The organism is Roseovarius sp. (assembly GCF_018066915.1).
Classification (GTDB): domain Bacteria; phylum Pseudomonadota; class Alphaproteobacteria; order Rhodobacterales; family Rhodobacteraceae; genus Roseovarius.
The window spans coordinates 1-13877 of record NZ_JAGPVV010000168.1 but is presented as its reverse complement, the minus strand read 5'-3'; the positions used below and the strand labels follow the sequence as shown (position 1 = coordinate 13877).

At 64.1% G+C, this 13877-nt stretch carries 13 protein-coding genes and 1 pseudogene; 7 read left to right on the top strand and 7 right to left on the bottom strand.

Annotation, left to right across the window (positions count from 1 at the left end; translation table 11 throughout):
- Window positions 1-102 precede the first annotated feature (102 nt).
- From KBT70_RS09195 to KBT70_RS09175, 5 genes are all read left to right on the top strand, one after another.
- Window positions 103-1188 (top strand): CaiB/BaiF CoA-transferase family protein, encoded by a 1086-nt coding sequence (locus KBT70_RS09195; RefSeq protein WP_296631716.1) that lies wholly within the window; start codon window positions 103-105, stop codon window positions 1186-1188.
- A gap of 22 nt (window positions 1189-1210) precedes the next feature.
- Window positions 1211-1663 carry a YaiI/YqxD family protein gene (locus tag KBT70_RS09190; RefSeq protein ID WP_296631712.1) on the top strand — a complete coding sequence of 151 codons (453 nt, stop codon included), beginning with the start codon at window positions 1211-1213 and terminating at the stop codon, window positions 1661-1663.
- A gap of 9 nt (window positions 1664-1672) precedes the next feature.
- On the top strand, window positions 1673-2644 hold the full coding sequence (locus KBT70_RS09185) for a DMT family transporter (protein WP_296631707.1): 972 nt from the start codon (window positions 1673-1675) through the stop codon (window positions 2642-2644).
- A 78-nt stretch (window positions 2645-2722) separates the two neighbouring features.
- Window positions 2723-3640, top strand: coding sequence for an ornithine cyclodeaminase (locus KBT70_RS09180; protein WP_296631702.1), 918 nt, complete (start codon window positions 2723-2725; stop codon window positions 3638-3640).
- A complete protein-coding gene (locus tag KBT70_RS09175; RefSeq protein WP_296631698.1) occupies window positions 3637-4560 on the top strand; it encodes an alpha/beta hydrolase in 924 nt (307 codons plus the stop codon). The genes KBT70_RS09180 and KBT70_RS09175 overlap by 4 nt, the downstream gene beginning before the upstream one ends.
- Here the strand turns inward: KBT70_RS09175 and KBT70_RS09170 are convergent.
- Entirely contained in the window at window positions 4557-5789 is a 1233-nt protein-coding gene (locus KBT70_RS09170) for an MFS transporter (RefSeq protein ID WP_296631694.1), read from the bottom strand. The genes KBT70_RS09175 and KBT70_RS09170 overlap by 4 nt on opposite strands.
- An 87-nt stretch (window positions 5790-5876) precedes the next feature.
- Complete coding sequence (locus tag KBT70_RS09165; RefSeq protein ID WP_296631691.1) at window positions 5877-6665, bottom strand: alpha/beta hydrolase; 789 nt, start codon at window positions 6663-6665, stop codon at window positions 5877-5879.
- A gap of 90 nt (window positions 6666-6755) precedes the next feature.
- Here KBT70_RS09165 and KBT70_RS09160 point away from each other — a divergent pair, with 90 nt between their 5' ends.
- Window positions 6756-8228: an NAD-dependent succinate-semialdehyde dehydrogenase gene (locus tag KBT70_RS09160; RefSeq protein WP_296631686.1), complete on the top strand. Its 1473-nt coding sequence runs from the start codon at window positions 6756-6758 to the stop codon at window positions 8226-8228.
- A gap of 73 nt (window positions 8229-8301) precedes the next feature.
- Window positions 8302-9543: an META domain-containing protein gene (locus KBT70_RS09155; protein WP_296631683.1), complete on the top strand. Its 1242-nt coding sequence runs from the start codon at window positions 8302-8304 to the stop codon at window positions 9541-9543.
- A gap of 53 nt (window positions 9544-9596) precedes the next feature.
- Here the strand turns inward: KBT70_RS09155 and KBT70_RS09150 are convergent, their stop codons facing one another.
- From KBT70_RS09150 to KBT70_RS09130, 5 genes and pseudogenes are all read right to left on the bottom strand, one after another.
- Complete coding sequence (locus KBT70_RS09150) at window positions 9597-10064, bottom strand: Hsp20 family protein (protein ID WP_296631681.1); 468 nt, start codon at window positions 10062-10064, stop codon at window positions 9597-9599.
- Between the two features lie 138 nt (window positions 10065-10202).
- Window positions 10203-11021, bottom strand: a complete 819-nt coding sequence (locus KBT70_RS09145; RefSeq protein ID WP_296631678.1) for a trypsin-like peptidase domain-containing protein — start codon at window positions 11019-11021, stop codon at window positions 10203-10205.
- Entirely contained in the window at window positions 11018-11821 is an 804-nt protein-coding gene (locus KBT70_RS09140) for a trypsin-like serine protease (RefSeq protein WP_296631673.1), read from the bottom strand. The genes KBT70_RS09145 and KBT70_RS09140 overlap by 4 nt, the downstream gene beginning before the upstream one ends.
- Before the next feature lie 65 nt (window positions 11822-11886).
- Window positions 11887-13209: a glycolate oxidase subunit GlcF gene (gene glcF / locus KBT70_RS09135; protein WP_296631671.1), complete on the bottom strand. Its 1323-nt coding sequence runs from the start codon at window positions 13207-13209 to the stop codon at window positions 11887-11889.
- Window positions 13210-13230: 21 nt separating this feature from the next.
- Window positions 13231-13877 (bottom strand): annotated as a pseudogene (locus KBT70_RS09130) (glycolate oxidase subunit GlcE); the annotation flags it as partial.

Below are 13877 nucleotides of genomic sequence, written 5' to 3'. Positions count from 1 at the left end.
CCCCTTGCCGCGCCAAGGGAGCAGAAGGTCGGAGCGGCGCGAGGTCTCTGGCCTTCGGTCGCCGCTGCTCTTACCCTGCGCCAAAACGGGAGAGGGGCAGGGATGCTGTCAGGGCTGCGCGTGGTGGAATTCGAAGGGCTGGGGCCCGCGCCCTTTGCCGCGATGATGCTGGCCGAGATGGGCGCAGAGGTGATCGTGATCCACCGCCCCGGCGTAGGCAACCCCGTGACAGGCGCGCGCAACCTGCTTGATCGCGGCAAACGCTCCATCGTGCTCGACCTCAAGAGCGCTGAGGATGTGGCCACCGCGCGCGCCCTCATCACTCGCGCCGATGCGCTGATCGAGGGGTTTCGCCCCGGCGTGATGGAGCGTTTGGGGCTGGGGCCAGAGGCGATGCAAGCCGCCAACCCGCGCCTTGTCTACGGGCGCATGACCGGCTGGGGGCAGGATGGGCCGCGCGCGCAAGAGGCGGGGCATGACCTCAACTACATCGCCACCTCCGGCGCGCTCTGGTATGCGGGCGCGCCCGGCACGCCGCCCCAGACGCCCGCAACGCTTGTGGGGGATGTGGGCGGCGGCGCGCTCTATCTCGTGGCGGGGATGCTGGCGGGGCTGATCCGCGCCGGGCGCACGGGACAAGGCACCGTGGTAGATGCGGCCATTGTCGATGGCTCGGCGCATATGTTGGCGCTCCTGATGTCGATGATGCCCTCAGGCAACCTCAGCATGACACGCGGTCAGAGCCTGCTTGATGGCCCGCATTGGAGCCGCGTTTACGCCTGCGCCTGCGGCGGCTGGCTCTCGGTGCAATGTCTTGAGCCGCAGTTCTATGCCGAATTCCTGTCCCGGCTGAACCTGTCGGATGAACCGGATATGGCCGCGCAATATGACCGCACACAATGGCCCGCACAGGGCGCCAGATTGGCGGCGCTGTTTGCCGCGCACCCGCTGGCACATTGGACCGAGGTCTTCGCCGGGTCCGATGCCTGCGTCGCCCCAGTTCTGTCCCCCGATGCGGCAGAAAATGATCCGCATATTGCGGCGCGCGGCGTCTGGCAGCAGGACGGCGGCTGTCTCAGCCCCGCGCCCGCCCCCCGCTTTGATGGGCACCGCCGCACGGTGGCCCCACCGCCCACACGCGGAGAACACAGCGCCGAAATCCGCGCCTGGCTCGATGCTCCCCTCTGACACCAATCCATAGGACCGCCCCATGCCCATTTACGTCGATGCCGATGCCTGCCCGGTCAAGGACGAGGTCGAGCGCGTCGGCACGCGCCACGGGCTGCGGATGTTCGTGGTCTCGAATGGCGGCCTGCGCCCCTCGCGCAACCCGCTGGTCGAAACGGTGATCGTGCCCGATGGCCCCGACGTGGCGGATATGTGGATCGCCGAGCGCGCGGGGCCGGGGGATGTGGTGATCACCGGGGATATCCCGCTGGCCGCAAAATGCGTGGCGGCAGGGGCACAGGTGCTCAAGCACAACGGCGAGGCGCTGACAGGGGCCAATATCGGCAATGTGCTGGCCACACGCGATCTCATGTCCGACCTGCGCGCCGCTGATCCGTTCCGTCAGGGCGGCGGCAAAGGGTTTACAAAGGCCGACCGCTCGCGTTTTCTGGACGCTCTGGAACGGGCGGTGCGGGCTGCGGCCCGTAACATCTGAAGGACCCCCATGACCCCCACCATCTCCGTCCAGCGTTCCAACCTCATTGGTGCTGCCTATGCGCTTGCGGCGGTGTTGTGTTTTTCGCTCAACGATGTGGGGATAAAATTCCTGTCGGATAGCTATGCCCTGCATCAGGTGGTGTTCATCCGCGCGCTTGTGGGTATGGCTGCCTTTGCGGCCTTCGTGATGCCCTTTGCGGGTGGTCTCGCCCTCTTGCGCACGCGCCGCCCGAAAATGCACCTTTTGCGCGGCCTCTGCGTGGTCAGCGCCAATACCTGTCTCTTTCTGGGGCTGGCGGCGATGCCGATTGCCGATGCGGTCGCGGTGTTCTTTGTCTCGCCGCTGGTGATCACGGTGTTTTCCGTGCTGTTCCTGCGCGAAACCGTGGGCAACCGGCGATGGGCGGCGATTGCCGTGGGGTTTCTGGGGGTCTTGGTGATCGTCAAGCCGGGCACGGCAGCGTTTCAACTGGCCTCGCTCCTGCCCATCGCGGCGGCGTTTCTCTATGCGGTGATGCACATCCTCGCGCGCAAGATCGGCGGCACCGAGAGCGCGCCAACCATGGCCTTTTACATCCAGCTTACGTTCATTGTCGCCAGCACGATCATCGGCCTCAGCTTTGGCGATGGCCGCTTTGCCGGGATGGGGCATCCCTCGCTCGAATTCCTGTTTCGCGCCTGGGTCTGGCCTGATCCGGGGGATTGGCCGATCCTGATCATGCTGGGCATATCGGGCATGTTGGGGGGTCTCTTCATCTCTCAGGCTTATCGTCTGTCCGAGGCGGCCTTTGCCGCGCCGTTCGAATATGTCGCCATGCCGATGGCGATCATGTGGGGGGTGACGGTGTTTGGCACCTGGCCCGATGCGACCGCCTGGATCGGAATTGCGCTGATTGTGGGCTCTGGCCTCTATCTCTTGTGGCGCGAGTCGGTCAAGGATGCGACGGTTGCCACCAAGGCCCCGACCTATCGCCGCTGAAGCAATTTCAGAAAAAGTTGATAGACTTTTTCGGTTCGAAATTGCGACAACTCAATCTAAAGAACAAAGGAGAGGCGCATGAGCCTGACGATCATTCCCTTTGCCCAAGGCGAGGCGCATCTGGAGTGGCGGGGTCTGTGTGCGGCCTTCGAGGCGGGGCATCGCCTGCCCAAGGCCGAGATTGCCGATACGCTGCTCTATCGTGGGCGCGATACGCTCTTGAACCGCGCGGCATGGATCGACGGGATGGGATTGGCGGTCAAATCCGCCACGATCTTTCCCGGCAATCCAGAGCAGGGGGTGCCGATGATCAACGGCGCGGTCAATCTCTATTCCGATGCCGATGGCACGCTGGAGGCGCTCGTTGATTTTCACCTTGTGACCAAGTGGAAAACCGCCGGTGACAGCCTCTATGCCGCCATGCGGCTGGCCCGGCCCGATAGCGAAGCCATCCTCATCATCGGCGCGGGCACCGTGGGCCGCGCGCTCTGGCAGGCCTATAGCGCGGTCTTTCCTCGGGCGCGGTTCAGCGTCTGGAACCGCACCCGCACCAATGCCGATGCGATGGCAGCAGAGTGTGAGGACATGACCGTGGCCGAGGATCTGGAAACCGCCGTGCACGCCGCCGATATCGTGACCTCTGCCACCATGTCCACCGATCCGCTGATCAAAGGGGACTGGCTGCGCCCCGGCCAGCATATCGACCTGATCGGCGCCTATCGCCCCGACATGCGCGAGGCGGATGATGTGGCTATCGCGCGGGCGCGGGTCTTTGTCGACAGTTTCGACACCACGGTCGCTCATATCGGCGAGATCATGACGCCCTTGGAAACCGGCGTGATCCCCCGCGACCACCTCATCGCCGATTTCTATGATCCTGAGAGGTTTCGGCGGCAGTCGCCCGAGGACATCACCCTCTTCAAGAACGGCGGTGGTGCGCATCTCGACCTGATGACCAGCCGCTATATCCTCGATGCCTGGAGGGCTGCGGCATGATCTGGGTCGGGCTGCTGGCGCTTGCAGGGCTGGTCATCGCGGCCCCATTTCTGCGCGAGGCGATGAAACCCGCGATGACCGACCAACTCCGCAGGAATGCCCCCGGCAATTTCGTCACCTTGTCGCGCGGGATCACGCATTACCGCTGGCTGGGGGCCACACGCGGGCCGGTGGCGGTCTGTGTGCATGGTCTGACCACGCCCTCCTTTGTCTGGCAGGGGATCGCGGCGGGGCTTGGCACCCTTGGCTACCGCGTGCTGGTCTATGACCTCTATGGGCGCGGCTATAGTGACCGGCCTGATGGCCCGCAGGACAGCGCCTTTTTCATCACCCAGCTTGAGGAATTGCTCGAGGATCAGGGGATCACCGGGGACTTTACGCTTTTGGGCTATTCCATGGGCGGCGCGATTGCCACGGCCTTTGCCGCGCTGCATCCCGAACGCCTGCGGGCGCTGGTGCTGATTGCGCCTGCCGGGCTGGGGCATGATCTGGGGCGCTTGGCAGAACGGGTCGCGCGGGGTGGGCTCTTCGCGCAATGGCTGATGCTGGCGGGCTTCCCGCGCAGCTTTCGCAAGGGCTGCGAGGCAGAGCGGCATCTGCCCTCGAGCGTGCCGGGCATCGTCGATCTGCAACAGGCGCAATTGCGCTATCGTGGCTTTGTGCCTGCGGTGTCCCGCTCGATTGCCGGGATGGTGTCCGAGGATCTGACCGAAGAGCATGCGGATATCGCTGAAACGCGGCTGCCGGTGCTGGCCATCTGGGGGCGCGAAGATACCGTTATCCCGATGCGCAGCATGGCGCGGCTGGCCGAGGTCAACCGCAGCGCCCGCCAAGAGGTGATCGAGGGCGCAGGGCACGGTCTGACCTATACCCACAGCGACGCGGTGCTGGCCGCGCTGCGTGATCTCATGCGCGATTAGGCTGGTTTCAACTGCCGTTCCTTGACCGGCAGGTGGACAATTGCCGAGAAGGCGCCAACCCCGATGCCGACCCACCACACGACGCTGTAATCGCCGTGCAAATCGTAGAGCTTTCCACCCAACCACACGCCCATGAAGCTGCCGAGTTGGTGGGAAAAGAACACGATCCCATAGAGGGTGCCCATGTACCGCAAACCATAGAGATGCGCGATCAATCCCGAGGTCAGCGGCACCGTGGCCAGCCACAAGGACCCCATCGTTACCGAAAAGAGCAGCACCGTCGCCGGTGTGATTGGCGTCATGATAAATGCCGCCGCCACCAGCGTCCGGCCCAGATAGATTGCCGCCAACAGGTTCTTCTTGGAATACCGCTTGCCCAACCATCCCGCCGTCAGCGTGCCCGCGATATTGGCAAGGCCAATGACCGAGATGGCCACAGCCCCAAGTGCCGAGGTGGTGGTGATCCCGATATTGTGCAGCGCGCCGCCGGGCAGGATCGGACCACACATCTCGGTCACAAAGGCCGGGAAATGCGCCGTAATAAAGCCCAGTTGATAGCCACAGCTAAAAAACCCGAGAAAGATCAATGTGAAGGACGGGTCGCGAAAGGCCCGGTTCAGGATCGTACCCATGGACTCCTCGATCACTGCGCGGTCCACAGGCTCGGGCGCGCGCATCAGCGGCAGCATTGCCAGCACCGCAATGATCACGGCGGCAAAGATCAGGAACACGCTCTGCCAAGTCATCAAGGACAGCAGGAATTCCGCCAGCGGCGCGCCAAACACCTGCCCCGCCGATCCCGCAGCGGTGGCAATAGCCAGGCTCATCGAGCGGTTCTCGTCGGAACTGGCGCGGCCCACCACGGCGAGGATGACGCCAAAGCCGGTGCCCGCGATGCCGAACCCAACGAGGATTTCGTAGAGCTGATGCGCCTCTGGCGTTACCGCAAAGGATGACAGCACCAGCCCCGCCGCATAGGTGAGGGCCCCCAGAAAAATCGCCTTCTGGTCGCCGATTTTCTCGGCCAGCGCGCCGAAAAGTGGCTGGCCGATGCCCCAGGCGAGGTTCTGGATGGCGATGGCCAGCGAAAACTCGGCGCGCGGCCAGTTGAACTCGGTCGCGATCGGGATCTGGAACACGCCAAAGGACGCGCGGATCGCAAAAGAGATCAGGATGATGGTGCAGCCCGCCACAAGAACGGGGGTGATCAGGGGGGCGGATTTCGGCATTCTATCCTCGCGCGCTATCCCGGCACCTTAGGGGAATGGCGAGGGGCGTCAATTCAGGCTTTGTGATGGGGCACATCACGTTTTGCATCATCCGAGGAGCTGCGCCACCATGCGGCTATTCGCATCGCTCAGGGCCTCGATGACATCGAAATGATGCCGCCCCTTGGCAATCTCGTGGCCAGCGTTCCATGCCGATGCCAGCCAGCGCGCCTGATCCAGAAACACCGGCCGCTCCTCCGCCCCGACCCAGACCGTGACCGGCACGGGCAAGGGCCGCATGAGCGCGGGGCTCTCGGCCTCTGCCGCCGCCCGGTCCAGCTGGAAGTGTTCATTCATCGAGGTTTGCAAAAGCGGGCGCAGATCCGACACCGGCGAGATGGGCATGACATGGCTCAGCCGCGCCGCCACATCCCCGGGCAAGACCCCCGGCACCGCCATCCGCGCCACCAGATGCCCACCCGCCGAATGACCAACCAGTGCCAATGGCCCATCCGTGCGCGCCGCCAGAACGCAAATCGCCCGCGCAATCTGTCGCGTGATATCGGCAATCCGCACCTCCGGGCAGAGGTCATAGGACGGCATCGCCACCGCCCAGCCGCGTGCGAGCGGCCCCGCCGCCAGATGCGACCAGAGCGAGCGGTCAAACCGTATCCAATAGCCACCATGCACAAAGATACATAGCCCACGCGCCGCGCCGGTGGGGTGAAAGAGGTCAAACACCTGCCGCGCCCCATCGCCGTAAGGCAGGCCAAGTTCCGCGCGCCGCTCGGCGCTCAGCTTGGCGCGAAACGCCTCTGCCGCCACGGTCCAGCGCGCCGGATATTGCGCGCCACCCGGAATATACGGCACATTGGCATAGGCATCGTCCAGTTCCACGGCGTATTCTCCCCTATCTGGCCCTAGACATTCCTAGCCCAAGCTGGTCTGTCATGGCGAGACCAAAAGCCATGCCAAAAGGGAAACGCAATGACCAAGACCGACCTGAAATCCATGCTCAAGGACCCCAGCCTGCTGTGCGAGCGGGCCTATATCAACGGCGAGTGGGTGGATGGCGACAATGGCACCTTTGCCGTGACCAACCCGGCACGCGGCGACGTGATCGCGCATGTGGCCGATCTCAGCCGCGCTCAGGTTGCGCGCGCGATTGCCGCCGCGGAAACCGCGCAAAAGGAATGGGCAAAATGGACCGGCAAGGAACGCGCCGTCGTGCTGCGCCGCTTCTTTGACCTGATGATGGAGAACCAGCACGATCTGGGCGTGATCCTGACTGCCGAACAGGGCAAGCCGCTGGCCGAGGCCAAGGGCGAGGTGGGCTATGGTGCCTCCTTCATCGAATTCTTTGGCGAAGAGGCCAAGCGCATCTATGGCGAGACCATCCCCGGCCATCAGCGCGACAAGCGGATCACCGTCATCAAACAGCCCATCGGCGTCGTCGCCTCGATCACGCCGTGGAATTTTCCCAACGCGATGATCACCCGCAAGGCCGCCCCAGCCTTGGCGGCGGGATGCTCTTTCGTCGGCCGCCCGGCTGCGGAAACGCCGCTCTCGGCCACCGCGATGGGCCTCTTGGCCGAGCGTGCGGGTATTCCGGCGGGCGTGTTCAACATCGTCACCTCGTCGCGCGCCTCCGAGATTGGCAAGGAATTCTGCGAGAACCCGGCGGTGCGCAAGATCACCTTTACCGGCTCGACCGAGGTGGGGCGCATCCTCCTGCGTCAAGCGGCCGATCAGGTGATGAAATGTTCGATGGAACTTGGCGGCAACGCGCCTTTCATCGTGTTCGACGATGCCGATCTCGATGCGGCGGTCGAGGGTGCGATCCTCTGCAAATTCCGCAACAATGGTCAGACCTGCGTCTGCGCCAACCGCATCTATGTGCAGGCCGGGGTTTATGACGCCTTCGCCGCCAAGCTCAAGGCCGCGGTCGAAAAGCTCAAGATGGGCGATGGCATGGACGAGGGCGTGGCGCTTGGGCCGCTCATCAACGCGGATGCCATCACCAAGGTTCAGGAGCATGTCGCCGACGCCAAGGCCAAAGGCGCCTCGGTCATTCTGGGGGGTGGAGAGCCCACTCAGGGTGCGGGCTATTTCCTGCCCCCCACCATCGTCACCGGCTGCACGCAGGATATGGCCTTTGCCACCGACGAGACATTCGGCCCGCTGGCTCCGCTCTTCAAGTTCGAGAGCGAAGATGATGTGATCGCCATGGCCAATGACACGATCTTTGGTCTGGCCTCGTATTTCTACGCCAAGGACCTCAGCCGCGTCTACAAAGTGGCCGAAGCACTCGAATATGGCATCGTCGGCGTCAACACCGGGATCATCTCGACCGAAGTGGCCCCCTTTGGCGGCGTCAAGCAGTCCGGGCTTGGCCGCGAAGGCAGCCATCACGGGATCGAGGACTTCCTCGAGATGAAGTATATCTGCATGAGCGTCTGACCAAAGCGGTACTCGACCAAGGGCAGGTCCCTCGCTAGGATGTGATCAAGTCTTGAAGCAAAGGAGGCCGGCGATGCCCCGCTTTTTCCTCTTGGCCGGCCTGATGGCTGTGTTGCCCGCAACAGCCGTGCAGGCGCAGGATGATGAAACGCGCGCCATAACGGGCGCGGTCGGGTATCTGCAACGGATCGCCCTGCCGCCCGATGCCCGCGCCGTGGTCGTGGCAGAGGGGCGGTTTGGCGCGATGCTGGGCGAGGTGACGCTCGATGCCGATGGCAAGCAGGTGCCGCTGCCCTTCGAGATGACGGTGCCAGCCAATCTGTCGGGGCGGCTCAGCGCGGTGATCCGGGTCAACAACCAGCCGCGCTGGCTCTTGCGGGATATGCCCTTTGATGCGGGAACGACGCCGATTGATCTGGGAACGCTCATCCTCGAGCCGGTGACAGCGCTCGCCTTTGCAGTCGATTTCATCTGCGGCGATACCACGGTCTCTTTCGGGATGCTGGGCGATGAAACCGTGCTGCGCGCCGAAGGGCGGGATATCACGATGACCCAAGTCATCTCGGCCTCTGGTGCCCGGTTCCAAGGGATCAAGGAACAGAACACCGAATTCTGGAACAAGGGCGACCGGGCCATGGTCCGCCTCGAGGGGCGGGATCTGCCCGAATGTCAGCAGGCACCGCCGCCCGCGCAACAGACCTATCGCGCAGGCGGCAATGAACCGGGCTGGTCTGTTGTCCTGACCGCCGAGACCGCCGAGATCACCGCCGATTACGGCGAGATCACCCACAGCCTGCCCCGCCCCGAGGTGCAGGTTTTGCCCGGCTCTTACGTCTTCGACATGCCCGAGATCGCCGCGCAACTCACCATCCGCGAAGGCATATGCCGCGATGACGCCACTGGCATGCCCCATCCTGACTCAGCAGTCTTGAACATGGATGGCCGCGAATTCCGTGGCTGTAGCGGCTCACCCGAGGACCTGCTGACAGGCCCCGCGTGGCAGGTAACAGCCCTTGGCGAGACGCCCTTGATCGAGCCAGAGCGTCTGACCCTCAATTTCATCACGCCGGGGCGCGTGGCAGGCAGCTCAGGCTGCAACCGGCTGGTGGGGGGCTACACGCTCACGGGCGAGGGGCTGCAATTCGGGGCCATGGGCAGCACGATGATGGCCTGCCCCGATCCCCTCATGGAACAAGAACGCCGCATGCTTGATGCGCTGGAACAGGTGACGCGCTTTGATATCGCCGAGGATGGCGCGTTGCGCCTCATTGGCGGCGCGGATGATGGCGTGCTGATCGAGGCGCGGCGGCCCTGAACGGCAAACGCCCGGCCAGACGGATCTGACCGGGCGCGGACATGGATTGTGGCTCAGTTCACCTTGTCGGCGTCCACCACATCCTTGGTCACAATATCCCCGCTGGCAATCGCGATGCGGCGCGGCTTGAGAGCCTCGGGCACCTCGCGGCGCAGGTCGATATGCAGCATCCCATCGGCATGGGTGGCCCCGATCACGCGCACATGATCGGCCAACTGAAAGCGGCGTTCAAACGCGCGGGTGGCAATGCCACGGTGCAGATAGGTGCGCCCCTCGTCCTCGTCGCTCTTGCGTGCCGAGACGACAAGCGACCCATCCTTGACCTCGACCCCCAGATCATCGGCAGAGAATCCCGCAACGGCAATCGAGATGCGATAGGCATCGTCGGCGGTCTTTTCGATGTTGTAGGGCGGATAGGTCGGCTGGGCCACGTCACTGGACATCACACGATCCAAGAGGTCGGCGATCTGGTCAAAGCCGACGGTGGCGCGATAAAGCGGGGCAAGATCAAAATTACGCATGGGTCATCCTCCATTGAGCGATACCGGATTGGTGCCTTCCCCTTTGGGGACAGGAGATCTGTCCGGCCCGTCATGCGGCACCGGAACATCTGCGATGTGGGAAGTGCCCTGGCCGCTGTCAAGACCCCGCGCGCGCCCTCAGGGCCGCGCGAATTTCGCGCCTGACGCGCCGCCGCCGCCCACTGTCACGCGCCGAAACCCCGGGTTGGCCGCGAGCGGGTTATAGGATGCCGCGCGCAACCCCTGTTTCAGCCCTGCCACGAGGTCGGGCAGGTCCATGCCATAGGCGCGGCTCTCGCCGCCGTCCCAATTGCCGCCACTGACCAGCGACAGGATGCGCGCCCGCCCGCCGTCCTTGGCAAAGACCGGCGCGCCGGATGATCCGTTGATCACCGCACAGTCAAACCCCATGATCCCCTCTGCGCGCCACAAAAGCCCGCAATCACGCTGCCATGACGGGGCCTTGTCGCGGTCCCGGCCATAAGAGACGACGCTCACCCGTTGACCGGGCGCAGGCGCTGCCGAGAGGTGAAAAGGTGCGGCAAGTGCTGCGGGAATCGGCGCAGTCAGTTGCAAGAGCGCGACATCGCGCCCGATATTCTCGGCCTGCATCCCCGCCGCCGGATCATAGCCGGGGGCAACCACATATTTTGCCACGCCCGCCTCGGCGATCACCACCCCATCGCGCAGCCCGGCGCGAAACCGGATGATGTCGGGCGCGATACCTTGCCCTGCGCGGTCATAGACACAATGCGCCGCCGTTAGCACCTGATCGGGGGCAATCAGCACCCCGGTGCAATAGCCATCGCGCCCCAGATCAACCCGCCCCACCGCCTCCCAACCAAAGAGATCATCGCGGTCGGTCAACCGGATCAACCCGCTGGTCTGCGCCAAGGCCCCGGACGCACCAAGCATCAGCGCGACAATCGCCGCAACAGAGGCGCGCCATCCTCTCATGGCTTGGCAAACTTCGCGCCGGTATCGCGGCGGATGCCCGAGGTGAACATCTTGGGTGCCGCGTCTTGAAACACGCCGCCGCCTTCATCCAGTGTCGCGCGCAGAACCCGCAGCGGATCGGTCAATTGCGTGCCAAGCGATACCTTGCGCCCTTCGACCTCGGCCATGGCCGACACCACCGAGACAATGCGCGGCACCCCGCCTTCAAAGCTGAAGATCGGCGCACCGCTCGATCCGAAATCCACATCGCAGGACATGACCAGAACGCCATCCTGACGCGCCAGAACCTCGCAGATGTTTTGCAGCGATGGCGCTTCGGAGCGGTCGCGGGCATAGCTGACGACGCCGATCTTCTGTCCCTTGCGCGGGCGCTCATCGGTCTCGAACGGGGTCACGCGCGTGTTGTTGATCGGATGGTGCAATTCCAGCAGCGCCACGTCATTGCGCACGCGGTCTGCGGTGACATCCGTCGCAGGCGCATAATCGGGATGCGTCACCGCGCGCCGCACCGTGCGATAGGCCGCAGCGCGGCCATTGCGCCACCCAGCCATGAATTCAATCCGCGCCGGATCAATCCGCGCGCCGGTTTCCTTGTCAAAGAGGCAATGCGCCGCCGTCAGCACCAAATCGGGGGCCACCAGCGCCCCGGTGCAGAACCCGCGCCCCGCCAGTTCGAGCCGCCCCACGGCTTCCCACTGACGGGCTTCGTCGCCCATATCCAAGAGTTCAAGGCGGCTGTCCTGCGCCATGGACGCGCCTGCAAGGCAGACGCACAAAACGGTTAGCATGTTGCGCAGCATGGGGTCTCCGACCGGGTCCAGACACCTGCGGGATAGCAAGCGTTTTGGGCCAGATTATGACCGGATCAGCGCAGGATCGGAACCCCGGTCATCCCTTGGGCCGCGCGGGTCATGGCGGGCGGTTTCGGCCCGCCGGTGGCCCAATCCAGCAATTCGACCGTGTGGACCACCGGAATACCCGTGCCCGATCCGATCTGCATCATGCAGCCGATATTGCCGGCGGCGATCACATCGGGGTTCTTGGCCTCCAGCGTGCGCACCTTGCGCGCCTTGAGCTGTTTCGAAATCTCGGGCTGCATCAGGTTATAGGTGCCCGCCGACCCACAGCAGAGATGACTGTCCGCTGGCTCCACCACCGCGAATCCGGCCCGCTTCAAGAGGTCCTTGGGATAGGTCTTGATCTTTTGCCCATGTTGCAGCGAACAGGCCGCGTGATAGGCGATCACCATGTCCTTGTCCTCGCCTTGCGGCAGGTCGAGCTGCATCAGGATTTCGCTCACATCCATGGCAATGGCGCTGACGCGCGCGGCATCCGTCGCGAGCGATTCGTGCCGGAACATATGGCCGTAATCCTTGACCGTGGTGCCACAGCCGCTGGTGTTGATCACGATGGCATCAAGCCCGGCACCATCCATTTCGCGCGCCCAGGCCTTGATATTCTTGGCCGCCGTCGCGTGGCTCTCATCGGTCTTGCCCATGTGATGCGTCAGCGCCCCGCAACAGCCCGCCCCTTCGGCCACCACCACCTCGCATCCCAGCCGCGTGAGCAGGCGGATCGTGGCATCGTTGATATCGGTGTTGAGCGCGCGCTGCGCACAGCCCGTCATCAGCGCCACGCGTTTCTTGCGCGCACCTTGCGGCGCAAAACTCTGCGGATCGTCATTGCGGCTCACGGGCGGCACCTGTTTGGGCGCCATCTCCAGCATCGCGCGCAACCGCGCATCGGGCATCAGCCGCGCAAAGGGCCGCCCGATCTTGGCACCTAGCAGCGCCACCCGGAAGCGCATCGGATAGGGCAGGATACGCGCCAATATCCAGCGCAGCGCGCGATCCCCCAAGGGCCGCTTGTAGCGCTCCTCAATATATTCCCGCGCCTGATCCACCAGATGCATGTAATGCACGCCAGAGGGGCAAGTGGTCATGCAGGCCAGACAGGACAGGCAGCGATCAATATGCTTGACCGTCTTGGCATCCGGCACGCGGTCATTTTCCAGCATGTCCTTGATGAGGTAAATCCGCCCCCTCGGGCTGTCCAACTCATCCCCCAGCACCTGATAGGTTGGGCAGGTGGCGGTGCAGAATCCGCAATGCACGCAAGAGCGCAGAATCTCGTTGGCGCGGACAATCTTGGGATTTTCAAGCTGTTCGGCGGTAAATTCGGTTTTCATCTGTTGCTACTTTCGCGCCTTTCAAACGGCTGCACCCGTGGCCATCAGGCCGGGGTTCAGAATTTGCCTTGGATCGAATTTCTGGCGCAATCCCGCCTGCAACGCCGCCACCGGGGCAGAGAGCGGATGAAACGCGCCTTGGCTGCGGTCACCACGGATCAGCGTGGCATGGCCGCCCCGCGCCGCCACCGCACCGCGTATCTTGGCGGCACTCAGCCCCGTTCCCTCAGCCGCCAAGAGCCAGATCAGCCCCCCACCCCAATCATAAAACGCCTGTGCGCCCGGCAGATCGGCCACAACCCCCGGCGCATCGGTGGGCTTGACCGACAAACGCCAGACATCGCCCGCCCGCTCCTGAAACGGGCCAACATCGCGGATATGCGCCCAATGCGCGGCGGTCTTGTCCGTATCCGCCTCAAAAATCCAAGGGCCATGGTCGGCCAAGAGCCGCGTCAGCGCCTCGGCGCGGTAGGCCACCGAATTCTCAAACCCTTCCAGCCGGATCATCGTCACTGGCGCCCCCGTCGGCCCCGCTTGCAAATGCGCGGCCCCCGACACCTCATAGGGCGAGGCGAGCGCCCGGCAGAGGGCGGTCACGGCGGCCGCATCGCTCAGCCCCTCGATCCGCAGCATCCCCATGCTGCGCGGGCGCGGCAGAACCTTGAGCG